This window comes from Streptomyces sp. NPDC048415 (assembly GCF_040651675.1).
In the GTDB taxonomy this organism is placed as follows: Bacteria; Actinomycetota; Actinomycetes; order Streptomycetales; family Streptomycetaceae; genus Streptomyces.
Genome location: NZ_JBEZKJ010000082.1, coordinates 1 through 26,977, shown reverse-complemented (window position 1 = coordinate 26,977; position 26,977 = coordinate 1). Strand labels below are relative to the sequence as shown.

The 26,977-nt window shown below is 70.4% G+C and carries 25 protein-coding genes and 1 pseudogene; 17 read left to right on the top strand and 9 right to left on the bottom strand.

From position 1 onward, the window contains the following. Positions 1 to 2: 2 nt before the first annotated feature. Positions 3 to 959: an ABC transporter substrate-binding protein gene (locus AB0D27_RS35410; RefSeq protein WP_362516810.1), complete on the bottom strand. Its 957-nt coding sequence runs from the start codon at positions 957 to 959 to the stop codon at positions 3 to 5. 412 nt (positions 960 to 1,371) lie between these two features. Between AB0D27_RS35410 and AB0D27_RS35405 the strand changes: the two genes are divergently transcribed. From AB0D27_RS35405 to AB0D27_RS35365, 9 genes are all read left to right on the top strand, one after another. Beyond that, a complete protein-coding gene (locus tag AB0D27_RS35405; protein ID WP_362516808.1) occupies positions 1,372 to 2,223 on the top strand; it encodes an amino acid ABC transporter permease in 852 nt (283 codons plus the stop codon). After that, positions 2,220 to 3,974, top strand: coding sequence for an FAD/NAD(P)-binding protein (locus AB0D27_RS35400; protein ID WP_362516806.1), 1,755 nt, complete (start codon positions 2,220 to 2,222; stop codon positions 3,972 to 3,974). Before AB0D27_RS35405 ends, AB0D27_RS35400 begins: the two co-directional genes overlap by 4 nt. Positions 3,975 to 4,059: 85 nt before the next feature. Further along, positions 4,060 to 4,812 carry an amino acid ABC transporter ATP-binding protein gene (locus tag AB0D27_RS35395; RefSeq protein WP_362516828.1) on the top strand — a complete coding sequence of 251 codons (753 nt, stop codon included), beginning with the start codon at positions 4,060 to 4,062 and terminating at the stop codon, positions 4,810 to 4,812. A gap of 71 nt (positions 4,813 to 4,883) precedes the next feature. Continuing rightward, entirely contained in the window at positions 4,884 to 5,963 is a 1,080-nt protein-coding gene (locus tag AB0D27_RS35390) for an LLM class flavin-dependent oxidoreductase (RefSeq protein ID WP_362516804.1), read from the top strand. Beyond that, the gene (locus AB0D27_RS35385; protein ID WP_362516802.1) at positions 5,960 to 7,300 is read left to right on the top strand and encodes an NtaA/DmoA family FMN-dependent monooxygenase; all 1,341 of its coding nucleotides are present in this window, start codon (positions 5,960 to 5,962) and stop codon (positions 7,298 to 7,300) included. Before AB0D27_RS35390 ends, AB0D27_RS35385 begins: the two co-directional genes overlap by 4 nt. A 4-nt stretch (positions 7,301 to 7,304) precedes the next feature. After that, positions 7,305 to 8,087 carry a DUF1684 domain-containing protein gene (locus AB0D27_RS35380; RefSeq protein WP_362516800.1) on the top strand — a complete coding sequence of 261 codons (783 nt, stop codon included), beginning with the start codon at positions 7,305 to 7,307 and terminating at the stop codon, positions 8,085 to 8,087. 263 nt (positions 8,088 to 8,350) lie between these two features. Further along, entirely contained in the window at positions 8,351 to 9,250 is a 900-nt protein-coding gene (locus AB0D27_RS35375) for a S1 family peptidase (protein WP_362516798.1), read from the top strand. 194 nt (positions 9,251 to 9,444) lie between these two features. After that, positions 9,445 to 10,326 (top strand): slipin family protein, encoded by an 882-nt coding sequence (locus AB0D27_RS35370; protein ID WP_362516826.1) that lies wholly within the window; start codon positions 9,445 to 9,447, stop codon positions 10,324 to 10,326. 289 nt (positions 10,327 to 10,615) lie between these two features. Further along, positions 10,616 to 11,698 (top strand): S1 family peptidase, encoded by a 1,083-nt coding sequence (locus tag AB0D27_RS35365; protein ID WP_362516796.1) that lies wholly within the window; start codon positions 10,616 to 10,618, stop codon positions 11,696 to 11,698. Between the two features lie 70 nt (positions 11,699 to 11,768). On the opposite strand, the pseudogene AB0D27_RS35360 reads toward AB0D27_RS35365, so the two are convergent. After that, positions 11,769 to 12,002 (bottom strand): annotated as a pseudogene (locus tag AB0D27_RS35360) (DUF3533 domain-containing protein); the annotation flags it as partial. Positions 12,003 to 12,201: 199 nt separating this feature from the next. Here AB0D27_RS35360 and AB0D27_RS35355 point away from each other — a divergent pair. After that, a complete protein-coding gene (locus tag AB0D27_RS35355) occupies positions 12,202 to 15,612 on the top strand; it encodes a DNA polymerase III subunit alpha (protein ID WP_362516794.1) in 3,411 nt (1,136 codons plus the stop codon). Beyond that, positions 15,609 to 16,583: a hypothetical protein gene (locus AB0D27_RS35350; protein WP_362516792.1), complete on the top strand. Its 975-nt coding sequence runs from the start codon at positions 15,609 to 15,611 to the stop codon at positions 16,581 to 16,583. The genes AB0D27_RS35355 and AB0D27_RS35350 overlap by 4 nt, the downstream gene beginning before the upstream one ends. A gap of 6 nt (positions 16,584 to 16,589) precedes the next feature. On the opposite strand, the gene AB0D27_RS35345 is transcribed toward AB0D27_RS35350, so the two are convergent. After that, positions 16,590 to 16,964, bottom strand: a complete 375-nt coding sequence (locus AB0D27_RS35345) for a cupin domain-containing protein (protein ID WP_362516790.1) — start codon at positions 16,962 to 16,964, stop codon at positions 16,590 to 16,592. A 93-nt stretch (positions 16,965 to 17,057) separates the two neighbouring features. On the opposite strand from AB0D27_RS35345, the gene AB0D27_RS35340 reads away from it, so the two are divergent. After that, positions 17,058 to 17,501, top strand: coding sequence for a MarR family transcriptional regulator (locus AB0D27_RS35340; RefSeq protein ID WP_362516788.1), 444 nt, complete (start codon positions 17,058 to 17,060; stop codon positions 17,499 to 17,501). A gap of 171 nt (positions 17,502 to 17,672) precedes the next feature. Next, positions 17,673 to 18,533, top strand: a complete 861-nt coding sequence (locus tag AB0D27_RS35335; protein WP_362516786.1) for an alpha/beta fold hydrolase — start codon at positions 17,673 to 17,675, stop codon at positions 18,531 to 18,533. Between the two features lie 58 nt (positions 18,534 to 18,591). Here AB0D27_RS35335 and AB0D27_RS35330 read toward each other — a convergent pair whose 3' ends face one another. Beyond that, entirely contained in the window at positions 18,592 to 19,614 is a 1,023-nt protein-coding gene (locus AB0D27_RS35330; RefSeq protein WP_362516784.1) for a lytic polysaccharide monooxygenase, read from the bottom strand. Between the two features lie 170 nt (positions 19,615 to 19,784). Here AB0D27_RS35330 and AB0D27_RS35325 point away from each other — a divergent pair, with 170 nt between their 5' ends. Further along, positions 19,785 to 20,234: a GNAT family N-acetyltransferase gene (locus AB0D27_RS35325; RefSeq protein WP_362516782.1), complete on the top strand. Its 450-nt coding sequence runs from the start codon at positions 19,785 to 19,787 to the stop codon at positions 20,232 to 20,234. 31 nt (positions 20,235 to 20,265) lie between these two features. Here AB0D27_RS35325 and AB0D27_RS35320 read toward each other — a convergent pair whose 3' ends face one another. Next, complete coding sequence (locus AB0D27_RS35320) at positions 20,266 to 20,400, bottom strand: hypothetical protein (protein WP_362516780.1); 135 nt, start codon at positions 20,398 to 20,400, stop codon at positions 20,266 to 20,268. Between the two features lie 138 nt (positions 20,401 to 20,538). On the opposite strand from AB0D27_RS35320, the gene AB0D27_RS35315 reads away from it, so the two are divergent. Next, positions 20,539 to 21,153, top strand: coding sequence for a class I SAM-dependent methyltransferase (locus AB0D27_RS35315; protein WP_362516778.1), 615 nt, complete (start codon positions 20,539 to 20,541; stop codon positions 21,151 to 21,153). Positions 21,154 to 21,191: 38 nt separating this feature from the next. Here AB0D27_RS35315 and AB0D27_RS35310 read toward each other — a convergent pair whose 3' ends face one another. After that, positions 21,192 to 21,692 (bottom strand): DUF402 domain-containing protein, encoded by a 501-nt coding sequence (locus AB0D27_RS35310; protein ID WP_362516776.1) that lies wholly within the window; start codon positions 21,690 to 21,692, stop codon positions 21,192 to 21,194. Then, the gene (locus AB0D27_RS35305) at positions 21,673 to 22,602 is read right to left on the bottom strand and encodes a GNAT family N-acetyltransferase (RefSeq protein WP_362516774.1); all 930 of its coding nucleotides are present in this window, start codon (positions 22,600 to 22,602) and stop codon (positions 21,673 to 21,675) included. The genes AB0D27_RS35310 and AB0D27_RS35305 overlap by 20 nt, the downstream gene beginning before the upstream one ends. 71 nt (positions 22,603 to 22,673) lie before the next feature. Between AB0D27_RS35305 and AB0D27_RS35300 the strand changes: the two genes are divergently transcribed. After that, the gene (locus AB0D27_RS35300) at positions 22,674 to 23,042 is read left to right on the top strand and encodes a GntR family transcriptional regulator (protein WP_362516772.1); all 369 of its coding nucleotides are present in this window, start codon (positions 22,674 to 22,676) and stop codon (positions 23,040 to 23,042) included. Positions 23,043 to 23,405: 363 nt separating this feature from the next. Here AB0D27_RS35300 and AB0D27_RS35295 read toward each other — a convergent pair whose 3' ends face one another. Further along, positions 23,406 to 24,194 (bottom strand): DUF72 domain-containing protein, encoded by a 789-nt coding sequence (locus AB0D27_RS35295; RefSeq protein ID WP_362516770.1) that lies wholly within the window; start codon positions 24,192 to 24,194, stop codon positions 23,406 to 23,408. Positions 24,195 to 24,229: 35 nt separating this feature from the next. Next, positions 24,230 to 25,324, bottom strand: a complete 1,095-nt coding sequence (locus AB0D27_RS35290) for a DUF5925 domain-containing protein (protein WP_362516768.1) — start codon at positions 25,322 to 25,324, stop codon at positions 24,230 to 24,232. Positions 25,325 to 25,538: 214 nt separating this feature from the next. Between AB0D27_RS35290 and AB0D27_RS35285 the strand changes: the two genes are divergently transcribed. After that, the coding region (locus AB0D27_RS35285; protein WP_362516766.1) for a hypothetical protein at positions 25,539 to 26,977 on the top strand (1,439 nt) is incomplete at its 3' end.

The window sequence follows — 26,977 nt, the reverse complement described above, 5'->3', positions numbered from 1 at the left end:
GCTCAGTTCTTCAGTTCCCGCGGTGAGATCTGCGACTTCTCGATCGCCGACCCCGTCGTGCCCCACTTCTTGAGGATGTTGTCGTACGTCCCGTCGGCGATGAGCTTGTTCACCGCGGCCTGGAAGGCGGGCGCCAGTTTGGTGCCCTTCTTGAAGGCGAAGCCCACGTCCAGGCGGTGGAACTCGTTCAGGAACTTGACGCCCTGCTGGTGGGCGACGGCGTAGCGCAGGCCGTTGATGGTACTCATCACGATGTCGCTGCGGCCCTGTTGCAGCGAGGACCAGATCGCGCCGGACTCGCTGTACGTCTGCACCTTGTACGCCTTTTTGCCCGCGTCCGCGCAGACCTTCTTGTTGTCCTCGAGGGTCGCCTCGAAGGTCGTCCCGGCGCCGGTCGCGACGTTCAGGCCGCACAGCTGCTTCAGGTCGGTGATCTTCGCGAGCTTGCTGTCCGAGCGGGTGGCGAAGCCCTGGCCGTCGTTGATGTAGGTGACGAAGTCGATGGTTTTGCGGCGTTCGTCGGTGACGCCGAAGTTGCTGGCCCCGAAGTCGTACTTGCCGCTGTCCAGGGCCGGCAGGATCGCCTCGAAACTCGCCGACTCGCGCTTCAGCTTGATGCCGAGGGTCCTCGCGACGGCGTCCGCGAAGTCGACGTCCTGGCCGGTCAGGGTCTTGCCGTCCGCCAGGTAGGAGGTGCCGGGCGGCGAGCCGGACACGCTGATCGCGGCGGTGAGCGAACTGGTGCCGGCCGGAAGCAGCCGAGCCGCCGCCGCGTCCTTCTTGATGTCCGAGACGACATCCGTGGTGGGAATCTTGTCGGCCTTGGCCGCGCCTTGGGCGGAACCGCCGCCGCCGGCGTCGTCGGAACCGGAGCCGCAGGCGGTGAGCAGCAGTGCCGTGGAAGTGAGCAGGGCGAAAGACGCAAAATACCGATTTCGGGTACGCGTGAACGTACTCATGGCGTGCGTTCTCCTGAAGGCAGGGAGCAAGGAAGCGCGGAGGGGAGGGGTGCGCGTGTGAAGGCCTGGGCGAAACACAGAAAGGGAAAACCGGAAAACGCGGAGGCCGCCCTCTCGGGCGGGCGCGCAGTGGGTCAGCTCAACAGGAAGAGGACCACACTCGACCGAAGTCGATGTGGGAGCGCTTGACCAGCCACTGCTGTGGATGCATGGGCCAAGTGGAACAGGCATCCGTTTCCGCGTCAACTGACATGAGACGTAAGGCTCACAGTATGGACAGCCTTGACAGTGAGGGGAAACGCCCCCGTAGTCTCAGGGGACGGCTCTGCTGAGGGGCTCGGCCGTACGCGCCTCGCGGCGCTCCGTGTGAAGGCACCACCGTGTTCGACCCGATGTCTCACGGAGCCTTCGCATGTCCTCCGACACCCTTACCAAGGTCGCACCGGCCGCACCCGACGAAGCGGCACCCTTGCGCATCGTCCCGCAGCGCCGTCTCGGTCTGTGGACCACCGCCGCCGTCGTCCTGGTCCTGCTCGGGCTCGCCCTCAACTCCGTAGTGCGCAACGACGCGTTCCAGTGGGACGTCGTCGGCGACTACTTCACCTCGGCCTCCGTACTGCGCGGCCTGTGGCTCACACTCTGGCTGACCGCGGTCGTCATGGCGCTCGGTTTCGCCCTCGGCACCCTGCTCGCCGCCTTCCGGCTATCCAGCAACCCCGTGCTGCGCGCGGTGAGTTGGGGATACGTCTGGCTCTTCCGGTCGATGCCGATCCTCGTGCAGTTGTTGTTCTGGTTCAACATCGGGGCGCTGTACCCGCAGATCCTCGGCGTGAAGACGGTGAACCTGCTCGGCCCGGTCACCGTCGCCATCGTCGGACTCACGCTGCACGAGGCCGCGTACGCCGCCGAAGTGGTGCGCGGCGGCATCCTCTCCGTCGACCGCGGTCAGATCGAGGCCGCCGAGGCACTGGGCCTGAGCCGGTGGCGCCGCTGGTGGAAGATCGTGCTGCCGCAGGCGATGCGCTCCATCGTGCCGCCGGCCGGGAACATGCTGATCGGCACCCTCAAGGGCACCTCCATCGTCAGCGTCATCGCCGTACAGGACCTGCTCTACTCGGTGCAGCTCGTCTACCACCGCACCTACCAGGTCATGCCGCTCCTGATGGTGGCCACACTCTGGTACGTCATCGTCACCTCGGTCCTCAGCGTCGGCCAGTACTACGTCGAGAAGCACTACGCGCGCGGTTCGGAGCGCACCCGATGAGGCCGTCGCTGGTGATCGTCGGGGCCGGGCCGAGGGGGACCGGTCTCCTGGAGCGGATCGCCGCCAACGCGCCCGAGCTCTACGGCGGTTCAGGCCTCGACATCCATCTCGTCGACCCCTACCCGCCGGGCGCCGGACGCATCTGGCGCGAGGAGCAGTCGCGGCTGCTGTGGATGAACTCCGAGGCCCAGGACGTCACGATGTTCACCGACGAGACGGTCGACATGGCCGGGCCGGTGCTCGAAGGCCCCACCCTGCACGCATGGGCGAGCCTCGACGGGCGCACCTTCGCCGACCGGCCCCGGCAGGGCGCGTATCTGCGCTGGGTGTACGAGCGTGCCGTGGCCGCCCTGCCGCCGGGCATCCGGGTCCACCACCACGCGCGTCGCGCCCTGCGCGTGGGCGGACCCCGCGAGGGCCGCCAGCAGGTGTGGCTGGAGGGTCGGCCCCTGCCGCTCCTCGCCGACCTCGTCGTCCTGGCCCTCGGTCATCTCGACGCCGAACTCGACGACGAGCAGCGTGAGTTGGCCGCGTACGCGGACGCACACGGGCTGGTGCATCTGCCGCCGGACTTCACCGCCGACAGCGACCTGTCCGCGCTGGAGGCGGGTGAAGCCGTCCTCGTCCGCGGCTTCGGGCTCGCCTTCGTCGACCTGATGGTGCTGCTCACCGAGGGGCGCGGCGGGCGCTACGAAGGGGAGACGTACCACCCGTCCGGGCGGGAGCCGATCCTGTACGTCGGCTCCCGGCGCGGCGTCCCCTACCACTCCAAGATCGGCTACGACTGGACGGGCGACCGGCCCCCGCTGCCACGGTTCTTCGGGCCCGCCGAGATCGACGGACTCCTGGCACGCCCCGAGGGCTTCGACTTCCGCCGGGACGTGTGGCCGCTGGTCGAGAAGGAACTGGGGTTCGCGCACTACCACCGGCTGTTCACGACGCACCCCGAACGCACCCGGATCGCCTGGAGCGACTTCGAGGAGAAGTACGCGCTCGGTGACGGCGCCGACATCGAGGCGCTGGTGGCGTCCGCCGTGCCCGACCCCGCCGACCGGCTGGACCTGGCCGCCCTGGACCACCCGCTGGCCGGGGTGCGGCACACCTCGCACGAGGAACTCCAGACCGGCCTGCGGACGTATATCGAGGAAGATCTGAGGCGACGTCACAATCCGGCGCGCAGCCAGGACTTGGCGGTCTTCCTGGGACTGCTCTCGGTCTACGGGCAGCTGGTCCGGCTCGGTGACATCGGCTCGTGGTGGCACGGCTTCTTCAGCTATCTGGCGTCGGGGCCGCCAGGGCCCCGGCTGCGTCAGATGCTCGCGCTGTCGCGCGCCGGGATCCTGCAGTTCATGGGCGCCGACATGACGGTCACCGCCGAGGACGGGGTCTTCCGGGCCGGCAGCGCCACCGTGCCCGGTGCGACCGTCGAGGCCCGCGCGCTCGTCGAGGCACGGCTGCCGCACCCCACGGTCGAACGCACCCGGGACACACTGTTGCGCGAGCTGTACGCCGACGGAGCCGCCGCGACCTCGGAGGGACTGCTCGCCGTCGACCCCGCCGACGGACGGATCCTGGACCGCTCCGGCGCCCCGCACCCCCGGCGCTTCGCGCTCGGCCCGCACACCGATGCCCGGGGCTCGGGCGCGTTCACCCGGCCGCGCACCGGCGGCCCGGCCTTCCGGCAGAACGACGCGACGGCGCGGGCCGCGCTGGCCTTCCTGGGCGCGCTGTCCTGTCGCGCCGCCGCCTGACGCCACGCCCAGCACACCCACACCCCCCTAAGGACTCCCCATGAGCACCTCACTCGCGAAGGACGATCCCGTCGCGGCCGGCCCCATGGTCGACATCAAGTCCGTCCACAAGAGCTTCGGTTCGCTGGAGGTGCTCAAGGGCGTCGACCTCGAGGTGCGGACCGGGGAGGTCACCGTCATCCTCGGGCCCTCCGGGTCAGGCAAGTCGACGCTGCTGCGCACCATCAACCACCTGGAGAAGGTCGACCGGGGCCACATCAGTGTCGACGGCTCGTTCGTCGGCTACCGGCGCTCCGGCGACAAGCTGTACGAGCTGCGCGAACGCGAGATCCTCAAACAGCGCACCCAGATCGGTTTCGTCTTCCAGAACTTCAATCTCTTCCCGCACCTCACGGTGCTGGACAACATCGTCGAGGCGCCGGTCTCCGCGCTGAAGCGACCCCGCAAGGACGCCGTCCTGACCGCGCGCAAACTCCTCGACCGGGTCGGACTCGCCGAGAAGGCCGACGCCTACCCGAGGCAGCTCTCGGGCGGTCAGCAGCAGCGTGTCGCCATCGCCCGCGCGCTCGCCCTGGAGCCGAAGCTCCTGCTCTTCGACGAGCCGACCTCGGCCCTCGACCCCGAGCTGGTCGGTGAAGTCCTCGACGGCATCAAGGACTTGGCCCACCAGGGCACCACGATGATCGTCGTCACGCACGAGATCGGGTTCGCCCGCGAGGTCGCCGACACCGTTGTCTTCATGGACGACGGCCGCATCGTCGAGCGGGGCGCCCCCGGTGACGTACTCGACAAGCCACGGCACGAGCGCACGCGGGCGTTTTTGTCCAAGGTGCTCTGAACCGTGCTCTCTCCTAAGTGCCCCGCACCCGCCCGCCTCCTGAAACCCCGGACTTCCGAAAGGTTCACCGCATGACCGCACCGCACGGCCGGGCGCTACTGCATCTGGCCGCCGCCCTCGATCAGCAGGCGGCCTACGACGCCGCCTCCCACGTGGAGCTGGCGCAGCTCGCGGAGCGCGGGGTGCTCGACTTCGTGACCCTCGGCGACACCTTCGGGCGCCCCGGGCTCGACGCGCTCGCCGTGCTGTCCCGGGTCGCGCCGGTCACCGGCCGGATCGGCCTGGTGCCGACCGTCACCACCACGCACACCGAGCCCTTCCAGGTCCAGGCGGCCGTGGCGACCCTCGACTGGGTCAGCCGCGGCCGGGCCGGCTGGCACATCGACGTGTCGACGACCGAGGGGGAGGCCCGGCTGTTCGGCCGGCGCCACGCCGCGCACGCCGACGCGCTGTGGCAGGAGGCCGGTGAGGTCGCCGAGGTGGCCGCCCGGCTCTGGGACAGCTGGCAGGACGACGCCGAGATACGCGACGAGGCCACGGGCCGTTTCATCGACCGGGACAAGCTGCACTACGTCGACTTCGAGGGCGGCACCTTCTCCGTGAAAGGCCCCTCGATCGTGCCGCGGCCCCCGCAGGGCCACCCCGTAAGGGTCGTCGACGCGACCGAGGGGCACGCCCGGCGGACCGCCGCCCGGTACGCCGACGTGGCACTCGTCCGGGTCGTCGGCCCGGCGCAGGCGCGGGCCATCCGCAACGAACTGCGTGACACCGCCGCCGAGTTCGGACGCGACCCCGACGGCCTGCGTGTTCTGGCCGCGCTCAGCATCGACCTCGGTGACGGTGAGCGCGCGGCCGAGCCGGGCCACGGCGGCGGCGGACCCCGGCAGACCGCGCAGGGCCCGCTGTACCGCGGCGGCCCCGTCGACCTCGCCGAGCTGGTCGCGGCCTGGCACGGAGCCGACGCCGCCGACGGCTTCCACCTCACACCCGTCGAGCCTCGCCGTGACCTGGAACGGCTCGTCAACGCAACGGTCGCGCTGCTCCAGCACCGCGGCCTCTTCCGCACCTTCTATCCCGGCAGCACGCTCAGGGAGCACCTGGGTCTTGCCCGGCCCGCCAACCAGTACGCCGTGGCGCAGGGAGCGTCATGACCGTACGTCCGCGTAAAGAGATCCACCTGGCGGCACTCCCCCACTCCCGAGTTCGCTCGAGCGGGGGAACCCCCGTCCCGGGCGTCAACAGCACGACCGTCTGGGCCGACCCGCGCTCCAGGTCCCAGATCGAGTTCGCCTCCTTCGAACACCTCGCGCGCACCGCCGAGCGCGGTCTGTTCGACTTCTTCTTCCTCGCCGAGGGGCTGCGGCTGCGCGAGCACAAGGGTCGTATCCACGATCTGGACGTGGTGGGGCGGCCTGAGTCGATCACCGTGCTGAACGCGCTCGCGGCCGTCACCGAGCGGATCGGCCTCGCCGCGACGGTCGACGCGACCTTCAACGAGCCGTATGAACTCGCCCGCAGACTGGCCACGTTGGACCATCTCAGCGGAGGCCGGGCGGCCTGGAACGTGGTGACGTCCTCGGACGCGTTCACCGGGGAGAACTTCCGGCGCGGCGGCTGTCTCGACCGGGCCGATCGCTATACCCGGGCCGCCGAATTCGTGGAGACAGCAAGGCAGTTGTGGGACTCCTGGACACCGGACGGAGTGCCCCGCCCCTTCGCACACCGGGGCCGGCACTTCGACATCGCGGGCGAGTTCACCGTGCCGCGCGCTCCGCAGGGGCACCCCGTCGTCATCCAGGCGGGCGACTCGCCGGAGGGCCGCGAGTTCGCCGCGTCGGCCGCCGACGTGATCTTCACGCGGCACGGCACGCTGGAGGCGGGCCAGGAGTTCTACGCCGATGTGAAGGGACGGCTCGCCACATACGGGCGGGCGCCCGAGGACCTGAAGATCATGCCCGGGGTCACCGTCGTACTCGGTGACACGGCCGCCGAGGCACAGGAGCGGGCCTGCGAGATCAGACGGCAGCAGATCTCGCCGCAGAACGCGATCCTCGCGCTGGAGCAGATCTGGGGCGTCGACCTCTCGTCGTACGACCCCGACGGTCCCCTCCCCGACATCGCCCCGGATCCGGGCTCGACCCTGGCGCAGGGGTGGCTGCGAATCGCCGACCCCTTGGCGATGGCCGAGAAATGGCGAACCCTTTCGCGCGAGAAGGGCCTGTCCATCCGGCAGACCGTCATCGAGGCTTCCGGACGGCAGTCCTTCATCGGCACCCCGGAGGTGGTCGCCGCCGAACTCGACGAGTTCGTACAGGCGGACGCCGCCGACGGCTTCATCCTCGTACCGCATCTGACACCCGGCGGCCTCGACGAGTTCGTGGACCGGGTGGTGCCGCTGCTCCAGGAGCGCGGCGCGTTCCGCACGCAATACACGGGCACGACGCTGCGCTCACATCTCGGGTTGGCCGAGCCCGTATGGAAAGGTTGATCACATGACGACGGACGCATCCGAGGACTGGAAGCACTGGCACGAGCACCGCACCCAGACGGTGTCCGCGCCTTACGGACCACTCGCACTCACGGGCACGCACTGGATCGAGGACTACCCGGAAGGGCGACTTCCGGACATCCCGGGGCGGTGGGTGGCCAAGGACGACGGGGTCGTCCTGACGGCGACCGCCGAGGACGGACTCAGCGTCGACGGGGAGCCCTTCACCGGCGAGGTCGTGCTGGACGCCGACCGCGGGCCGGTGGCCGAAGCCCGTGCCGGGCTCGGCGAGCGACGGTTCGTCGTCCTGGTGCGCGAAGGCGTCTGGGGCGTACGCGACTACGACCCCGCCGCACCCGCGCGGGGGGCCTTCGCGGGCATCGAGGCGACTGCGTACGATGCGCGCTGGTCGGTGCCGGGACACTTCACGCCGTACGGCGAGGACCGCACCGTACGCGTCGAGAACGCGGACGGGGTCGCCCGCGGCCTCGGACTCGGCGGTGTCCTCGCCTTCACCCTGGACGATCAGGACCTCACGCTCCAGGTGTCGGTCGAGAGCGACGGCTCTCTGTGGGCCGTCTTCGCGGACGCCACCAGCGGGGACAGCAGTTACCGCTTCCGGTTCCTGCGCCCCGCGGCGCCCGACGCCGAGGGGCGTACGACGGTGGACTTCAACCGCGCCGTGCTCCCGCCGTGCGCCTTCGCCGACCACTTCCTCTGCCCCTTCCCGCCACCCGGGAACACGCTGGGCGTGGCCATCGACGCGGGGGAGCGCCACCTGCGCTGAAGCTCACGGGACTTCCGAAGGCTTATGGGGCTCCGGGGACTGTGAAGGTGCCCGTGATCAACATCCGTGGGGCGTACGTAAGTTGAACGCTGCACGGCCGAAAGGCGCCCTTGCGCCGGTCGGCCGTGCGGCCGAATACTCCCCCACAGCGCTTGTCAGGGGCACGGCTTGTCCGGAATCCGGACGGGCAGCCCCCGGCTGCGCCTCACGGGCCCCTACCCCACGACACGAGGGCCCCCGACATCCCCTCGGAGGGACGAAAAGTGAGGATCAAGCGCACCACTCCCCGCAGCGGCATAACGAGACGGACCCGGCTGATCGCCGTGAGCACCGGACTCGTGGCCGCGGCAGCGTTCGCCATCCCCAGCGCGAACGCGTCCGACGTCCAGACCTTCAGCACCACTCAGCTGAGCAGTGTCAACAAGTCGGTACTCAAGTCCGACGTCGCGGGCACCGCCTGGGCGGTCGACGCCAAGACGAACCGCGTCGTCGTCACCGTCGACAGCACCGTCTCGAAGACCGAGATCGCGCAGATCAAGAAGGACGCGGGCAGCAACGCCGGCGCTCTCACCATCAAGCACACACCGGGCAAGTTCAAGAAGCTGATCACCGGCGGCGACGCCATCTACGGCGGCCAGTACCGCTGCTCGCTCGGCTTCAACGTGCACAGCGGGAGCACCTACTACTTCCTGACCGCGGGCCACTGCGGTGAGGTCGCCTCCACCTGGTACTCCAACTCCGGCCACACCACGACGCTGGGCACGAACGTCAGCTACAGCTTCCCGACCAACGACTTCGCGCTGGTGAGGTACACCAACTCCTCGATCGCCCATCCGAGCGCGGTCGGCAGCCAGACCATCTCCAGCGCCGCCACGCCCAGCGTGGGCACGACCGTCTACCGCCGTGGCTCGACCACCGGTACGCACAGCGGCCGGGTCACCGCCCTGAACGCCACGGTCAACTACGGCGGCGGCGACGTGGTCTACCAGATGATCCAGACCACCGTCTGCGCCGAGGGCGGCGACAGCGGCGGTCCGCTGTACGGCGGCAGCGTCGCCTACGGCCTCACCTCAGGCGGCAGCGGCAACTGCACCTCCGGTGGTACGACCTTCTTCCAGCCGGTCACCGAGGCACTGAGCTACTACGGCGTGAGCGTCGGCTGATCACCGGTCACTGACCGGCTGATCGGGCTGGCACCCCCCACGGTTTCCGCACGGCCAGACCCGCAGCCAGCGGCAGGCGAGCCCCCGCACACAACTGATGTGCGGGGGCTCGCCCTTGTTCAGGTGACCGAGTTACCTTCGAAGTACACGCTGTGCACGCCTGATGCGCCCACGTCGGACCCTGGGGGGCCGTGATGGTCGAGGAGCTGGTGGCGGCGGGAGTCTCCGTCGCGTCCGTGGGGCTGGTCTATGCGATGGCTGGGGCCCGTGTCGTCAAACAGTACGAGCGGGGCGTGGTGCTGCGCCTCGGCAAACTGCGCTCGGAGGTCCGCGGTCCGGGGTTCACCATGGTCGTGCCGTTCGTCGACCGGCTCCGTAAGGTCAACATGCAGATCGTGACGATGCCGGTGCCCGCGCAGGACGGCATCACCAGGGACAACGTCACCGTGCGCGTCGACGCGGTCATCTACTTCAAGGTGGTGGACGCCGCCGACGCGGTCGTCCAGGTCGAGGACTACCGCTTCGCGGTCTCGCAGATGGCACAGACCTCACTGCGCTCGATCATCGGCAAGAGCGACCTCGACGATCTGCTCTCCAACCGCGAGAAGCTCAACCAGGGGCTGGAGTTGATGATCGACAGTCCGGCGATCGGCTGGGGCGTGCAGATCGACCGGGTGGAGATCAAGGACGTATCGCTGCCGGAGACGATGAAGCGGTCGATGGCGCGGCAGGCCGAGGCCGACCGTGAGCGGCGGGCCCGGATCATCAACGCGGACGCGGAGTTGCAGGCGTCGAGGAAGCTGGCGGAGGCCGCCGGCGTGATGTCCGAGCAGCCCGCGGCACTCCAACTGCGCCTGCTGCAGACGGTGGTGGCGGTCGCGGCGGAGAAGAACTCGACCCTCGTCCTGCCCTTCCCGGTGGAGCTGCTGCGCTTCCTGGAGAAGGCACAGCAGTCGGCCGGTCCGGCACCCGCACCGGCGCCACCCGCCGGTCGGCAACCTGTGCGGGAGCAACCGCCGCCACTGAAATCCTCTTTGGACCAGACCGCCGATGGATCGAAAACCGGACAGGACTAGACCTCACAGGGTGCACAGCGGTCACGCGCACCCGGTGTTTGCACGGGGAACCCACGTGGCGCAACCACACACAGTCAAGGCGTAGGGGGCGCACGCCCGTTGTCGTACGCGCGTCCTGAAGTCGACCTTGTGTACCCCCTGTGCGTCTCGGGATAGTAGGCCGCGAACAACTGGCGTGGACGCGGCGTGACGCGGCTTTTTTGTCGTGCGCCGGGTTCATGTCCGTACGCCTTCCGGTCCCGGAGGTCCCCACGGCCTCCCCGACCGACCCCCCACAGGAGGACGTGAGTTGAAGCACCGACGCATACCCAAACGGCGTGCCGTCATGACGGGTGCGGGCATCGCCGCACTCGTCGCCGCGGGAGTCACCTTCCAGACTGCGAACGCGAGCGAGACCTCGACCGTCTCCACGCCGCACACGCTCTCGATCGCGGCGGCCGGAAAGCTCGCCTCGACCCTCGGCAAGGACTTGGGCGCCGACGCGGCGGGAACGTACTACGACGCGAAGTCGCAGCACCTCGTCGTCAACGTGCTCGACGAGAGCGCGGCCAAGACCGTCGCGGCGGCCGGCGCCAAGGCGAGAATCGTCGAGAACTCCCTCGCCGAGCTGAAGAGCGCCCGTACGACACTCAAGGAGGACGCGACCATTCCCGGCACGTCCTGGGCGACCGACCCGGGAACCAACAAGGTCGTCGTCACCGCCGACCGTACGGTGAAGGGTGCCGCTCTCGAGAAGCTGACCAAGGTCGTCGACGGCCTCGGATCGAAGGCCGAACTCCAGCGCAGTCAGGGGGAGTTCAAGCCCTTCGTCGCGGGCGGCGACGCGATCAGCGGTTCCGGCGGGCGCTGCTCGCTCGGCTTCAACGTGGTCAAGGGCGGGCAGCCGTACTTCATCACGGCCGGGCACTGCACCGAGGCGATCTCCACCTGGTCGGACTCCAGCGGCAACCAGATCGGCACGAACGAGCAGTCCAGCTTCCCGGACAACGACTTCGGCCTGGTCAAGTACACCGCGAACGTCGACCACCCGAGCCAGGTCGACCTCTACAACGGCTCCTCGCAGGCCATCACCAAGGCGGGCGACGCGACCGTCGGCCAGAAGGTGACCCGCAGCGGTTCGACGACCCACGTCCACGACGGCACGGTCACCGGCCTGGACGCCACCGTGAACTACGGCAACGGCGACATCGTCAACGGACTCATCCAGACCGACGTCTGCGCCGAACCCGGTGACAGCGGCGGTTCGCTCTTCTCCGGCGACACCGCGATCGGCCTCACTTCCGGCGGCAGCGGCGACTGCACCTCGGGCGGCGAGACCTTCTTCCAGCCGGTCACCGAGGCGCTCTCGGCCTTCGGCGCCCAGATCGGCTGACGGCTCACCGACCGACGAAGTCCCGCCCCCGCGCATGTCGCGGGGGCGGGATTTTCGCGTGCTACGAGACCTACGTGGGCAGAGCCGCGCCGTGGCGCCTCTCGCGCCGTGCGGCCGCGAGGAGCGCCACCGCGCTTCCCACCACCGCCCACGCCGACAGCACCAGCATCGGACCGGTCATGTCGTTGCCCTTGAAGTACGCGATCGAGCGGGCCGACCAGGTGCCCGCGCCCGGCGGCAGGGCCGGCCCGATCGCCTTCCAGAACGGCGGCAGCATCGGCAGCGGAAAGGCGCCGCCCGCGCTCGTGCGGGGCGTCGGCGTCGGCTGTCCGGATCATGCCCTCACGGTCGGGGCCGTACGGCATTTGCGCAGGTGGGACGGGTCCGAACGGATGTCGCACAAGGGTTCGAAAATTGGTCTATGGTGGGGGTGAGGCAGTTGGAACGAATGTTCGAGAGCCCGGATCGGGCTCACGGGTACTCACGGGTAACGGGAGGTGCGTGTGCCAGGATTCACGCATCTGCACACCGTTTCCGGGTTCTCCCTGCGATACGGGGCCTCGCACCCGGAGCGGCTGGCCGAGCGCGCCTCCGAGCGGGGCATGGACGCCCTCGCCCTCACCGACCGGGACACCCTCGCGGGCACGGTCCGCTTCGCCAAGGCCTGCGCGAAGGCGGGCGTCCGTCCGCTGTTCGGGGCGGAGCTCGCGGTCGGGGAGCCTGTACGGGGAGAGCGGCGCCGGGCCCCGGTGCGCGGCGGTGCCTTCATCGACGAGTCGACACCCCGCGCGACCTTCCTCGCCCGGGACGGCGCGGCAGGCTGGGCCGACCTCTGCAGAATCGTCACGGCGGCGCACGCGGGCAGCGAGGGCGGACGGCCGCTGCTGCCCTGGCCGGACAATCACGCCGAGGGCCTGACCGTGCTGCTCGGCCCCGCCTCCGACGTCGGCCGGGCACTCGCCGCCGGGCGCCCCGACCGGGCCGCGAAGCTGCTCGCGCCCTGGCGGGAGACCTACGGCGACGCCCTGCGCCTCGAAGCGGTGTGGCACGGCCGCACCGGCACCGGTCCCGGCTCTCTGCGCCTTGCCGCCCGCACCGTCGGTTTCGCCGCCGAGCAGCGGGTGCGCCCGGTGCTCAGCAACGCCGTCCGGTACGCCGACCCCGGCATGGGCCCGGTCGCCGACGTCCTGGACGCCGCCCGCCGTCTCGTCCCCGTCGACCCCCGGCGCGAGCTGGACTCCGGGGAGGCCTGGCTCAAGGGCGAGGCCGCCATGCTGAGCGCAGCCGAACGGATCGTCGAGTCCGCGGGCTACCGCCGTGACACCGCCTGCCGTCTGCTCGAACAGACCCAGGCCACCGCGGCCGAGTGTCTCGTCGACCCCGAGGACGACCTCGGTATCGGCACCGTCCACTTCCCCGAACCGCACCTCGTCGGCGCGGACCGCCGCACCGCCCAGCGCACCCTGGCCTCCCGGGCGGCGGCGGGCATGATGCTGCGCGGCTATGACCGCAAGAGCGCGTACTGGGAGCGGATGCACCAAGAGCTGGACATCATCGCCCACCACAACTTCGCCTCCTACTTCCTGACGGTCGCTCAAGTCGTGGACGATGTACGGAAGATGGGCATCCGGGTGGCCGCGCGCGGCTCCGGCGCGGGCTCCCTCGTCAACCACCTGCTCGGCATCGCGCACGCCGACCCCGTCGAGCACGGGCTGCTGATGGAACGCTTCCTGTCCAAGCGTCGCGCGGTGCTGCCCGACATCGACATCGACGTGGAGTCCGCGCGCCGCCTCGAGGTCTACCGCGCGATCATCGGCCGGTTCGGCACCGAGCGGGTCGCGACGGTCGCGATGCCCGAGACCTACCGGGTCCGGCACGCCATCCGTGACGTGGGCGCCGCCCTCTCCCTGGACCCGGCCGACATCGACCGGATCGCCAAGTCCTTCCCGCACATCCGCGCCCGCGACGCCCGGGCGGCGATGGACGAGCTGCCCGAACTGCGCCGGCTGGCGGGGGAGAAGGAGAAGTACGGCAGGCTCTGGGAGCTGACCGAGGCCCTCGACGCCCTCCCGCGCGGCGTCGCCATGCACCCGTGCGGGGTACTCCTCTCCGACGCTTCCCTGCTCGCCCGTACGCCGGTCATGCCGACCAGCGGCGAGGGCTTTCCGATGTCGCAGTTCGACAAGGACGACGTCGAGGACCTCGGGCTGCTCAAGCTCGATGTGCTGGGCGTGCGGATGCAGTCCGCGATGGCGCACGCGGTGGCCGAGGTGGAACGGGCGACGGGGGACCGGGTGGACGTCGACGCGGTGCCGCCGGGTGACCCGGCGACGTACCAACTCATCCAGTCCACCGAGACGTTGGGCTGCTTCCAGATCGAGTCGCCGGGGCAGCGGGACCTGGTCGGGCGCCTGCAGCCCGCGACCTTCCACGACCTCGTCGTCGACATCTCGCTCTTCCGGCCCGGTCCGGTCGCGGCCGACATGGTGCGGCCGTTCATCGAGGCGCGGCACGGCCGGGCGCCGGTCCGCTATCCGCATCCTGACCTGGAGGAACCGCTGAAGGAGACGTACGGCGTCGTCGTCTTCCATGAGCAGATCATCGACATCGTCGACATCATGACCGGCTGCGGGCGCGACGAGGCGGACCGGGTGCGGCGCGGGCTCTCCGACCCCGAGTCGCAGGGGCGGATCCGCTTCTGGTTCGCGCAGCACGCGGCGGCGAAGGGGTACGGCGCCGAGACCATCGCGCGCACCTGGGAGATCGTCGAGGCCTTCGGCTCGTACGGCTTCTGCAAGGCGCACGCGGTCGCCTTCGCCGTACCGACGTACCAGTCGGCGTGGCTGAAGGCCCATCACCCCGCCGCTTTCTACGCGGGGCTGCTCACCCATGACCCCGGGATGTACCCGAAGCGGCTGCTGCTGGCGGACGCGCGGCGGCGCGGGGTGCCGATCCTGCCGTTGGACGTGAACCGGTCGGCGGTCGCCCACCGTATCGAACTGGTGTCTGAATCTGGGGTGTGGGGTGTGCGGTTGGCACTCTCCGATGTGCACGGCATCAGTGAGGCCGAGGCCGCGCGGATCGCGGACGGGCAGCCGTACGCCTCGCTGCTCGACTTCTGGGAGCGGGCCCGGCCGAGCCGTCCGCTTGCCCAGCGGCTGGCACAGGTCGGCGCGCTGGACGCGTTCGGCGCCAACCGCCGTGATCTGCAACTGCACCTGACCGAACTGCACCGGGGATCCAGAGGCGGGCGCGGGGACCAACTCCCGCTGTCCGGCGGGCGCAAGACCGCCTCCGCCGGGCTGCCCGACCTCTCCTCGGCGGAGAGGCTCAGCGCCGAACTGGGTGTGCTCTCCATGGACGCCTCGCGCCATCTGATGGACGACCACCGGGAGTTCCTGGGGGAGTTGGGCGTGATCACGGCACGCCGGCTGCGGGAGGCGCGGCACGGTGAGACGGTCCTGGTCGCGGGTGCCAAGGCGGCCACCCAGACCCCGCCGATCCGCTCCGGCAAGCGGGTCATCTTCAGCACCCTGGACGACGGCACCGGCCTGGTCGACCTCGCCTTCTTCGACGACTCCCACGACACCTGCGCCCACACCGTCTTCCACTCCTGGCTGCTGCTGGTGCGTGGAGTGGTGCAGCGCCGCGGCCCGCGCAGCCTCAGCGTGGTGGGCGCGGCGGCCTGGAATCTCGCCGAACTCGTCGAGCTGCGCCGGGAGGGCGGCCTCGATGTGGTGGCGGCACGGCTGGCCGAGCCCCTGCCCGAGCCGAGCGGCGGCACGAAGGAGAACCGGCAGATCCGAATGCCCACGGGGTATGTGATGCACCCCTGGGCCGACCTGCGTCCCGCGGGCGAAGGGCCCGCGGGAGGAAAGAAGTTGTGGCACCAGAGTCCGGGGAGTGCGGGATGACCATCCTCTGCGTACGTTTCCAACTGCCTTCGATGTACGAGGCTGCCCTGCCCGGGCTCCTTGAACTGCTCGAGGAGTTCACCCCCGTCATCGAGGCGCTGCCACCCGACGGCGCGCTGCTCGATCTGCGGGGCGCCGAGCGGTACTTCGGGCGCGATGCCGTGGAGCTCGCCTCGCTGATCCGGGTGCGGGCACTCGCCCGGTACGGGATCGACTGCGCGATCGGCGCAGGGCCGGGGCCGATGCTCGCCCGGATGGCCCTGCGGGACGCCGCGCCCGGGGTGACCCGGGCGGTACCCGAAGAGCCCGACGCCGTCGCGGAGTTCCTCGCCGAACGGCCCGTCGCCGCGCTGCCCGGCGTCGGCGGCGCCACCGCCCGCACCCTGTGCGAGTACGGCCTCGACATCATCGGCAAGGTCGCCGCCGCGCCCCTGCCCACGCTGCAACGCCTCACCGGCGCCCGGACCGGACGCGAGCTGCACGAGAAGGCGTCCGGCATCGACCGCGGCCGGGTCGTACCGAATGCCACCTCGCGCTCTCTTGCCGCCGAACGCCCCTTCCCCCGCGACGAGTTGGACCCCGCACGGCATCGCCGCGCGCTGCTCTCCGCCGCCGAGGAACTGGGCACCCGGCTGCGCGCCCTGGAGAAGGTCTGCCGCACCGTGACCCTCACCGTGCGCTACGCCGACCGCTCCACGACCACCCGCAGCCGCACCCTCGAGGAGCCGACCGCTCACTCGCCGGCGCTCACCGACACCGCGTACCGCATGTACGAGGCACTCGGCCTCCAGCGCGCCCGGGTCCGCGCGATCGCCCTGCGCGCCGAGGGTCTGACCCCCGCCGGCCAGGCCTCCCACCAGCTCACCTTCGACCCCGTGGACGAGAAGGCACGCCGTATCGAGGAGGTGGCGGACCGGGCACGCGCGAAGTTCGGACCGCATGTGATCGGGCCGGGGACGCTGGCCGCGTGACCTGTGCTAGTTGGCCCACGGCGGAGTGATGACCGAGCCGTCGGCCAGCTCCGCACGAAGGCCGATGGACGTGGTGACCCAGGAAACCGCGGTCTGTCCGGTCGGGTTCTCGACGCCCAGGGTCGCGCCCGGGTTGATGATCACGGTGTCGCCGGCGGTGACGCGCTCGGTGCGGCCGTCCAGCGTGATCAGCAGTTCGCCGGAGAGGAGGTGGAAGATCTCCTCGCAGTTGACGGTGTGCAGTGGGGCCTTGGTCCCCGCGGGAATCTCACCGCGCCAGGCGCACAGCTCCTTGCTGCCGCTGAGGGGAGTGGCGTACGAGACGAAACGGGCGCCGTGGATCTCGTGGACGACGGCTTCGGACGAGCGGATGACGGGCATGGGTTGCCTCCGGGTTATTGGTCAAGCAGCTTGACTATATGACCCCATAGTCAAGCTGCTTGACCAATCCGTCAAGGGTGTTTCAATGCATGCGTGCAGAACTCCGAAGCCATGGCCCTGTCCGCCGCCCTGCTCGCCGCCGCGGGCGAGCTGACCCGTCGCATCAACGACGGTGTCGTGGCCCGCGGGTTCGAGGGGCGGCCCGCGTACGGCTTCGCCTTCACCCACCTGGCCCCCGACGGCGCGACGGTCACCGACCTCGCCGCTCACCTCGGGTTCACCAAGCAGGCCGCCAGTCAGCTCGTCGAGGAGCTGGTCCGCAAGGGGTACGTCGAGCGGCGCCCGCATCCCGATGACGCGCGCGCCCGGCTGGTCGTGCTCACCGAGCGCGGCTGGGCCTGCACCCGTGCGGCGGAAGAGGCCGCCGCCGACGCCGTGCGGGCGTGGGGCGAACTGCTGGGCGAGGGTGAAATGCGCGTGTTGCGTGACCGTTTGGTCCGCATCGCGCCTTACGGTCCCATCAAGCCCGCCTGGTGACGGTTCGTCGACCACTCCTGCCGCATTTGGTTACCACTGGAAGTTTTTACTCGCGCGTAACTTCACACGTGCGCTACTCGCCCGTAACTTGACGAGTGAACAGCATCCTCGTGATCCGGATCACAGGGCGTATGTCGTCGCAACTCCCTTGAGCCGCAAGGAGATCACCCGATGCTGCCCTGGAAGCGAGTGCTCAGACCCCTGACCGCCCTGCTCCTCACCGCCGCCGTCGCTGTCGTCCCCGCCGCCACCGCCCGAGCCGATTCCGCTCCCAGCAGTGGCTGGAACAACTACTCCTGCAAGCCGTCCGCCACCCACCCCCGCCCCGTCGTCCTCGTCCACGGCACCTTCGGGAACTCCGTCGACAACTGGCTGGCTCTCGCGCCCTATCTGGAGAGCCGCGGGTACTGCGTCTACTCCCTCGACTACGGGCAACTGACCGGCGTCCCGCTCTTCAACGGCCTCGGCCCCATCGACAAGTCGGCCGGACAGCTCCAGGTCTTCGTAGACAAGGTGCTCGCCGCCACCGGCGCCGCCAAGGCCGACCTCGTCGGCCACTCGCAGGGCGGCATGATGCCCCGCTACTACCTCAAGTTCCTCGGCGGAGCCACCAAGGTGAACGCCCTCGTCGGCATCGCGCCCGACAACCACGGCACCACCCTCAGCGGCCTCGCCAACCTGCTGCCGTACTTCCCGGGCGCCGAGGACCTGCTGTCGGCGGCCACCCCGGGACTCGCGGACCAGGTCGCCGGATCCGCGTTCCTGACCAAGCTCAACGCCGGCGGCGACACCGTCGCGGGCGTCCACTACACGGTCATCGCCACCAAGTACGACGAGGTGGCCACGCCGTACAGCGCGCAGTTCCTGAGCGGATCCGACGTCCACAATGTCCTGTTGCAGGACCTGTGCGGGCTCGACCTCTCCGAACACGTGGCGATCGGACTCTTCGACCGCATCGCCTACCACGAGGTGGCGAACGCTCTCGACCCCGCCCACGCCAAAGCGACCACCTGCGCCTCCGCGTTCAGCTGAGCACACCGCCGGGGGCTGTCCGGCCTGAGCCGCCGGACAGCCCCCGCAGCCCACTGCCTCAGCGGCCGTGGCGGCCACCGGACACGGCACGGCGCCGGACCGAGGCGAACAGTGCCGCGGCGCCGAGAGCCAGGGCGGCCGATCCGCCGATAGCGATGTACGACGTGGTGGAGTCGCCGCCGGTCTCGGCGAGGTGCGACGAGGAACCGGCCGCCCCCGGCTGGTTCGCGGCGTCCGTGCTGCCGCCCCCGGCCGCGCTCGCACCCGTCGTCGGCTCCGCCGACGTACTGGCGTCGTCGTCACCGTGGCCCTGGTGCTCGACGGTCGACTTGTCGCTGCCGTCCTCGATCTGCTGGTCGGAGGGTGCGGAGGCGGCAGGGGCCGGCGAGGCATCGCTCGACGAGCCGCCACTCGATGAACTGCTGCCGCTGCTGTTGCTGTTGCCGCCGCCGAAGGAGACGTCGGAGCAGGAGTAGAACGCCTCCGGGCTGTCCGAGCGCTGCCAGACCGCGTACAGGAGCTGCTTGCCGGAGCGCTCCGGGAGAGTGCCGGAGAAGGAGTAGAAGCCGCCCGAGGCAACCGGGTCGGTGGCCGTCGCCACGGGGTGCGCCAGGTCCAGGTCGTCCCAGGCGAGCGGCTGTGCGGGATCGTAACCGGCCTTGGTGATGTACACCTTGAACGTGCCCTTGTGCGGGGCGGTCACGCGGTACTTGAAGGTGTACGAGCCGCTGTTCACGCCGGTCGCCGGCCAGTCGGAGCGCGCCAGGTCGAGCCCCTTGAACTCGTCGTTGTTCGCGCTGCACAGCTTGCCGTCCGGGATGAGCGTCTGGTGCCGCCCGTTCGCGTCGCCGAGGCGGATGCCGTTCCAGTCGTAGAGCGCCTGCGTGCCGCCCGCCGCGACCGCCGCCCTGCACGCGTCCGACGTGGGGCTCTCGGGGCCCTCCGCGTAACACTGCGAGACCCGGCTGACGGGGTCCCCCATCGAGCCGTGCGCGGACGCGGGCGCGGCGGCCAGCGCGGTCAGGGCGAGCGGGGCGATGCCGACGGCGGCGACGGCGGCGGCCTTGCGGCGTGCAGACATGAGGGAACTCCTCGGAACGGTCCTCGGCGCGTGGGGTGAACCCCGTGGGGGCGATCAGCAAACTAGCCCCGAGAAACCGGGAAATCGCCTGCTGGAGGCGGGTGAGGGAGATCCTTATGGCCGCGTTAAGGGAGTGCTCAGGCTGCGATCAGGTAAGTAGCGTGTACGGCATGACAGATGAGCAGATCCGGTTGGCCGTCGCCGACGACGTACCCGTCGTGAAGGCCGTCGTCGACGCGGCGTTCCAGCCCTACATCGAGCGCATCGGGCTGGTTCCGGTGCCCATGGAGGCGGACCACGCGGCGAACGTGGCCGCGGGACGGGTGTTCGTCACCGGGGAGCCGGTGACCGGGCTCGTGGTGGTCGAGGAGCGCGAGGACCATCTGTACCTCGACGTCATCGCCGTGCGCCCCGACGCCCATGGCAAGGGCGTCGGGCGGCGGTTGCTGCGTTTCGTGGACGCACGCGCGCGTGCGCTCGGACTGCCCGAGATCAGGCTCTACACGAACGCGATGATGTGGGAGAACCAGGAGATCTATCCGAAGCACGGGTACGAGGTCGTGGAACGCCGCAAGGAGGGCCCGTACGACCGTGTGCACTACCGCAAGCGGCTGGTCTGACGGTTCTTGTGCTGGTGGTGGTCGTAGTGGCTCACCCGTCCGGCCACCATGTGCGCGCGATGTCCTTTCGGACCTCCGGGCGCTCGGCCGGACGCTCGTCGGCCTCGTCCCGGACACGGCGGGAGTCCGACTTCCTCAGGGGCTTCTGCACGATCACACGGCGCATGGCTGCCTCCTTGTGCCTACCCGGGTTCCGCGTTTGTACGGAGGTAGACCCTTTCCGGGAGAGTTCCTCATCGGTCGCGATCTGTCTGTGGCGGCTGTCACGAATCGACTGTCAGTGGCGGGTGTCACCCTGGGGCGCATGACGAGTAACAGTGACATGAATCCAGGGCCGGGCGTCGACTGGAACGCGGAATCCGTCACGTTCGACGACGAGCCGGACCACGGCCTGCGCGACCCCGCCGTGCGCGAGGCCTGGGCGGTCCGGCTGCGGGCGTGGCTGCCCGAGCCCGCGTCCGACGTCCTCGACGTGGGCTGCGGCACCGGCAGCCTGTCACTGCTCGCGTCCGAGCGGGGGCATAGGGTCACCGGGGTCGACCTCTCGCCGCGCATGGTCGACCTCGCCCGCGCGAAGCTGGCCGGCCGTGACGCCGTGTTCCTCATCGGTGACGCGGTGGCGCCGCCCGTCGGCGAGCAGCGGTTCGATGTCGTGCTCGGCCGCCATGTCCTGTGGGCGCTGCCCGACCCCGAGCGCGTCCTGCGGCACTGGCGCGGGCTCCTGCGCCCCGGAGGGCGGCTCGTGCTCGTCGAGGGCGTGTGGGGGAGCGTGAGCCCGGTCGGCATATCCGCCGAGCGGCTGGCCGGCTTCCTGAAACCCCTGGTGGCCGAGGTTCGCCTGGAGCCGTTGTCGGACGACGCGCGGTTGTGGGGGCGGGAGGTCGAGGACGAGCGGTATGCGGTGGTGGGTGTCCTGTGAGACGGTGATCGGCAGCGCCCCTGCCCGCGGGCCGGTCGCTAGTCCAGCAGGGCCTCGAAGCCGCCCTCGAGGGCCAGGCGTTCCAGTTCGGTCAGGGCGTTCTCGGCGGCGGTCGCGGCCTCTGGGTCGGTGGTCGTGAGGCCGCTTGCCGCGAATTCGTCCTCGTCGAGGCGGAGTACGGTTTTGCCGTCGGCCGAGCGCCACAGGTCCAGGTCGAGGTCCTCCACGATCAGCTCGCCGCCCGAGACGGCGGCCGGGCGGGTGATGTCGCAGTACCAGCCCTTCAGCACACCCTCGGCGTCACGGACCTCCTTCACCGCGTACCAGCGGTCCCGCCAGTAGTACTCGGTGAAGACATCGCCCTGTTCGAACCGTACGAAGCCGAAGTCGCGGACCGCGTCGCCCGCCCACGGCGCGCGTACGGTGACGCGGTTGCCGTCGTCCTCGAGCAGCTCGGCGGTGTAACTGATCTTCGTACGGCCGTACTTGAGAAGGACGACCTCCAAGGAGCTCGGCCGGTCAGTCGAGTTCGCGGACATAGCGCACCTCCGTGGCGCAGATCTCGTAGCCGAACCACTTGTTGATCGCGATCATGGGTTCGTTGTCGCTGTCGTTTCCCGTGAACGCCTCCGTGTATCCGGCGGCTCGGGCCCGGTGCAGGGAGTCGTTCTTGGCGAGCTTGGCGAGGCCGCGCCCACGAAAGGCGCTCCCGGTGCCTGTCATCACCGTGCCGTAGCGGGTGCCGCCGTCCGTGCGGGCGGCGCTGAACGCGGCGAGGCGGCCGTCGACGATCGCCACCGAAGTCAGCTCGGGGCTGAACAGCGGATGCTTCCAGGTGTCCTGGAGCCAGGCCTCGTAGTCCGTGAACTCATGGGCGATGTCACCGGGTTCGTCCGCCATCGTCTCCGCGTCCAGGGCGAACAGCGGGCGTGGGTCGTCGGCGAAGTCCGAACCCGTGCGCAGTTCCACGCCCGGCGGGAGCTCCTGGAGCGGCGGAAGGGTGCCGCCCGCCAGGTCCAGGCGGAGAAACTGCGCGGAGCGGCTCGCGCGGTACCCGTGCCGCTCGGCGAAGGCGCGGTTGCCGGGCTCGTCCAGGACCCAGGCGAAGAGCTTTGTCGCGCCGAGGGACGCCAGGTGCTCCTCGGCGGCGCGGACCAGGAGCGCCCCCGCGCCCTCCCGCGTGTGGGCCGGGTCGACGTACACATTGAGATAGCCCTGCCCCGGATCCGGGCTGTCGTACGCGATGCCGACCTGGGCCGTGCCGACCGGCTTGCCGTCCCGCTCTGCGAGCAGGGGGCGGTAGTGGGCGTCGGGATGAGCCTGTGTGACGTCGTATGCGACGGAGGCGGGAGTGTAGAGCACGAAGGGGAGGGCGAGGGTGCGGACCCGGGCGAAGCCCTCGGCATCCCGCTCGTCGCCGGGGCGGACGTCGCGAACGATCATTGTCATGAAGTCGCACGCTACGCGTGGGGTGTGTGCGGATGCCTCTCATTTTCCGGTGGGTACGGGACAATCGCTCCGTGACCCTGAAGATCCACATCGCTGAGGGAGCCGCGCCGTACGAGCAGGTGCGTGCCCAGATCTCCGAGCAGGCCCGGTCCGGCGCGCTGCCGGTCGGCTACAAGCTGCCCACGGTGCGCGGCCTCGCCGAGTCGCTCGGCCTCGCGGCCAACACTGTCGCCAAGGCGTACCGGGCGCTGGAGGGGGACGGGGTGATCGAGACGCGGGGGCGCAACGGGACGTTCGTGGCTGCCGCCGGGTCGGCCGCGGAACGTGAGGCCGCGTCGGCTGCGCAGGCCTATGCCGAGCGGGTGCGGCGCCTTGGCCTTGCCGAGCCGGCCGCGCTGGACGCGGCACGGGATGCCCTGCGGGCGGCCTATGGGGGGTAGGGGGGGTCGGTGCCGGGACGGCCCGCACCACGGCGGTACCGGGACGGCTCGCGCTGCCGTCGCGCCGAATGCCCGCGCTGCCGTCGCGCCGAATGCCCGCGCTGCCGTCGCGCCGAACGTCCGCGCTGCCGTCGCGCCGAACGCGCGCGCTGCCGTCGCGCCGAAACGCCCGCGCCACCCCCGCGCCGAAACGGCCCGCGTCGGCGGCGTGCCGTGACCGGCGCGCTGAGTTCGGCAGGGTTTTCGCCCCCTCCGCCCCTACCCGTCCCGTACCTGGGGCTTCGCCCCAGACCCCGCCAGGGGGCGCTGCCCCCTGGACCCCCGCTCCTCAAACGCCGGAGGGGCTGATTTTGCCCCCGCTCCTCAAACGCCGGAGGGGCTGACTCTTGCCCGCAAGTGCTTCGGAGTGCGCGTGGTGGTCAGGCCTGCGGCGTTTGCTGCGTGGGCGAAGGCTGATGCGTCGTGGACCGCCGCCGCGTGCGGGTCGTTGTTGAAGTACGCGTACACGTCGTGGTCGTCGGGCCAGTGGTCCGCGATCCGGTGTACCCAGGTCGTCAGGGCCTGCCGGCCGTAGCGCGGCCAGGGCCGGGCGCGGCCCGCGTGGAAGCGGACGTAGCCCCAGTCGGTGGTACGCCACAGCGGGGCCACCGGCCGGGAGAGCACGTCGGCCCAGCAGAGGGCGGCGCCGCGGGACTCGAGCACCTCGCGCACCTCGGCCGTCCACCACGAGTCGTGGCGCGGCTCGACCGCGATCCGCGTGCCGGACGGGAAGCGGGCGAGGCAGTCGTCCAGGAGGGAGGGGTCCGCCCGCAGTGTGGGCGGAAGCTGGAGCAGGACGGCGCCGAGACGGTCGCCGAGTCCCGCGGCGTGGCTCATCAGCCGGTGCACCGGTTCCTCGGGGTCGCGCAGCCGCTTGATGTGGGTCAGATAGCGGCTCGCCTTGACGGTCACGACGAAGTCGCCCGGCGTGCGCTCCCGCCAGTTCTCGAAGGTCTCCCGCGACGGCAGCCGGTAGAAGGCGTTGTTGATCTCGACCGTGGCGAAGTGCGCCGTGAACTCCTCCAGCCAGCGCCGCTGGGGCAGTCCGTCGGGGTAGAGGACACCGCGCCAGTCCTTGTACTGCCACCCCGACGTGCCGACGAACAGGGTCATACCCCCATCAAAGCACCCTGCGGAGCGTGCCGCGGCTACAGATACAGCCCCGCGTCCGCGCCTTCCCGCTGATCCGGTACGGACGTCGGAGTCGTCCCCCGGCGCAGCGCGTACAGCTCCGCCAGGGTCGCGCCCTCGCGCGCGACGCCCTCCTCCGTGCCCAGCCAGTTGACCGACTCGCGGCGGGTCAGTGGCCCGACCTCGATCCGGGCGAGGCAGCGGCCGGGCCGGACGACGGCGGGGTGCAGGCGCTCCAGGTCCTCGTTCGTGGTGACGCCCACGAGGACGTTGCGGCCCTGGCCGAGCAGTCCGTCCGTGAGGTTGAGCAGCCGGGAGAGCGCCTGGCCCGCCGTGTGCTTGGCCTCGCCGCGGATCAGCTCGTCGCAGTCCTCGAGCAGGAGCAGCCGCCAGCGGCCCTTGCCCGGGCCGTCCTCCTCGCCGATCGCGATGTCCATCAGATAGCCGACGTCCGAGAAGAGCCGCTCCGGGTCCAGGACGCAGTCGACCTGGCACCAGTCGCGCCACGAGCGGGCCAGTGTGCGCAGGGCGGACGTCTTGCCGGTGCCGGGCGGACCGTGCAACAGCAGCAGCCGGCCCGCGATGTCCTCCGGGGTCGTCTTCATCAGGCGGTCCATCGCGTCCGCCACCGGTCCCGTGTAATTGGGGCGGACCTCCTCCCACGTACCGGCCGAGATCTGGCGGGTCGTGCGGTGCGGGCCCCGGCGCGGTGACACGTACCAGAACCCCATAGTCACGTTCTCCGGCTGCGGCTCCGGCTCGTCCGCCGCGCCGTCCGTCGCCTGGCTGAGCACCTTCTCGGCCAGCTCCGCGCTGGTCGCGGTCACCGTGACGTCGGCGCCGCGGTTCCAGCGGGACACCAGCAGGGTCCAGCCGTCGCCCTCGGCGAGCGTCGCGCTGCGGTCGTCGTCGCGCGCGGAGCGCAGCACGCGGGCGCCCGGCGGGAGCAGCGTCGCCCCGGACCGTACGCGGTCGATGTTCGCCGCGTGCGAGTGCGGCTGCTCGCCCGTCGCGAAGCGGCCGAGGAACAGCGCGTCGACGACGTCCGACGGCGAGTCGCTGTCGTCGACGTTGAGCCGGATCGGCAGAGCGTCGTGTGGGTTCGCAGACATGCCGCCATGATCCGTCACCAAGGGGGCTCGTGCACTGGATTTCCGCAGCCTGTCCTGGTGTTCCCGTCAGAGGGACCCCAGCTCACCGCCCTTCGGCCGGCGGCCCGGGGGCCCGCGGCGAAGCCGCTTGTGTCACAGGCCCCGGAAAATGCAGCAGGGCTGTGCACTTCGGGATCTGTCCTACGGCAGAGACCCGCCGTTACTGTTGCCCATGATGGGACGTCATGGGTGGAATTCGGGGGCACGACGGTGGCGCCTCACCGCGCTGCTCGGCGTCGGTGTGGCCGCGCTGGCCCTGGTGGTGACCTTGCTGAACACCCTGCCGGGGAACGGCGGGAGCACCGCGGGCACGACCCGCGACGGGGACAAGGTGCACGGCACACCGGTCACCCCGCCCCAGACGCCGCAGCCGGAGGTGGGCTGGGGCTTCACCCACACCCAGTTCAGCGCCGACGAGGGCAGCGACACCGCCACGGAGCGCGTCGAGGGGCTGCTGGAGAAGCGGCCGCTGCCGCAGAACCAGCACATCATGGGCTGGGGCGCGGGCAACCCCGAACCGTCCAAGGGGCGGTACGACTTCTCCGGGATGGACCGCCGTATCGACTTCATGCGCAAGTCCGGCGGCACCCCGACCGTCACCCTGTGCTGCTCCCCGGACTGGATGAAGGGCGGCAAGTCCGGCGACACCGACTGGAGCCAGAGCGCCCTGGAGACGGCCCCGGACCGCGCCCACTACAAGGACTTCGCCGCGCTCGCCGCGACCGTCGCCAAGCGCTATCCGGACGTACGGCACTTCATCGTCTGGAACGAGTTCAAGGGCTTCTGGAACGACAGCGAGGGCCGCTGGGACTACGAGGGCTACACCGAGCTCTACAACCTGGTCTACAAGGCGCTGAAGCAGGTGAACAAGGACATCATGGTGGGCGGTCCCTACCTGGTCATGGACAGCTTCGACCCGCGTCAGACGCAGGACGCGTCCACGACCGTGAAGGGCACCTGGGGCGCCATGGACCAGCGTGTCCTCGACGCCTTCGCCTACTGGAACAAGAACAAGGCGGGCGCCGACTTCGTCGTCGTGGACGGCTCCAGCTACACCAAGGACGACGACCTGCTGCCCGGCGAGTTCGCGGCCACCGACAAGCTCACGGCCGTCGGCCAGTGGGTGCGCGCACAGACCCGCGATCTGCCGCTGTGGTGGGCCGAGTACTACGTCGAACCGGCCGACGGCAACGACGACCGCAAGGGCTGGTCGGAGACCCACCGCGTCGCCGTCCAGGCCGCCGGCATGATCGCCATGGTCAAGGGCGGCGCCTCCTCCGGTTTCTACTGGAACCCGGAGGAGGAGAAGGGCACCGACTGCGCGGGCTGCCTGTGGACGCCGACCGACGGCGCGGCCGGGGGCGGTGAACTGCCCATGTACGACCTGGTCTCCCGGTTCAGCGAGGCGTTCCCGCCGGGCACCGGGTACCGGACGGTGTCGGTCGCCACGGACGACGTGCCCAACGTCCGCGTCCTCGCCACCGACAAGGCCGTCCTCGTGGTCAACACCCTGGACCGTTCTCGGCCTCACCTGACACAACAGAACACCCGATCACTTCTCAAAGATCCTGGGTGGGGCTTGAGTTCGACAGGTACATGCGACGGCGTCCACCT

Coding starts and splice junctions, on each gene's coding strand:
- AB0D27_RS35310 (WP_362516776.1), bottom strand. CDS start 21,692: ATGTCCGCGAACTCGACTGACCGGCCGAGCTCCTTGGAGGTCGTCCTT.
- AB0D27_RS35380 (WP_362516800.1), top strand. CDS start 7,305: ATGACGACGGACGCATCCGAGGACTGGAAGCACTGGCACGAGCACCGC.
- AB0D27_RS35325 (WP_362516782.1), top strand. CDS start 19,785: ATGACAGATGAGCAGATCCGGTTGGCCGTCGCCGACGACGTACCCGTC.
- AB0D27_RS35410 (WP_362516810.1), bottom strand. CDS start 959: ATGAGTACGTTCACGCGTACCCGAAATCGGTATTTTGCGTCTTTCGCC.
- AB0D27_RS35345 (WP_362516790.1), bottom strand. CDS start 16,964: ATGCCCGTCATCCGCTCGTCCGAAGCCGTCGTCCACGAGATCCACGGC.
- AB0D27_RS35295 (WP_362516770.1), bottom strand. CDS start 24,194: ATGACCCTGTTCGTCGGCACGTCGGGGTGGCAGTACAAGGACTGGCGC.
- AB0D27_RS35385 (WP_362516802.1), top strand. CDS start 5,960: ATGACCGTACGTCCGCGTAAAGAGATCCACCTGGCGGCACTCCCCCAC.
- AB0D27_RS35405 (WP_362516808.1), top strand. CDS start 1,372: ATGTCCTCCGACACCCTTACCAAGGTCGCACCGGCCGCACCCGACGAA.
- AB0D27_RS35370 (WP_362516826.1), top strand. CDS start 9,445: ATGGTCGAGGAGCTGGTGGCGGCGGGAGTCTCCGTCGCGTCCGTGGGG.
- AB0D27_RS35305 (WP_362516774.1), bottom strand. CDS start 22,602: ATGACAATGATCGTTCGCGACGTCCGCCCCGGCGACGAGCGGGATGCC.
- AB0D27_RS35320 (WP_362516780.1), bottom strand. CDS start 20,400: ATGCGCCGTGTGATCGTGCAGAAGCCCCTGAGGAAGTCGGACTCCCGC.
- AB0D27_RS35290 (WP_362516768.1), bottom strand. CDS start 25,324: ATGTCTGCGAACCCACACGACGCTCTGCCGATCCGGCTCAACGTCGAC.
- AB0D27_RS35400 (WP_362516806.1), top strand. CDS start 2,220: ATGAGGCCGTCGCTGGTGATCGTCGGGGCCGGGCCGAGGGGGACCGGT.
- AB0D27_RS35390 (WP_362516804.1), top strand. CDS start 4,884: ATGACCGCACCGCACGGCCGGGCGCTACTGCATCTGGCCGCCGCCCTC.
- AB0D27_RS35330 (WP_362516784.1), bottom strand. CDS start 19,614: ATGTCTGCACGCCGCAAGGCCGCCGCCGTCGCCGCCGTCGGCATCGCC.
- AB0D27_RS35395 (WP_362516828.1), top strand. CDS start 4,060: ATGGTCGACATCAAGTCCGTCCACAAGAGCTTCGGTTCGCTGGAGGTG.
- AB0D27_RS35315 (WP_362516778.1), top strand. CDS start 20,539: ATGACGAGTAACAGTGACATGAATCCAGGGCCGGGCGTCGACTGGAAC.
- AB0D27_RS35350 (WP_362516792.1), top strand. CDS start 15,609: ATGACCATCCTCTGCGTACGTTTCCAACTGCCTTCGATGTACGAGGCT.
- AB0D27_RS35335 (WP_362516786.1), top strand. CDS start 17,673: ATGCTGCCCTGGAAGCGAGTGCTCAGACCCCTGACCGCCCTGCTCCTC.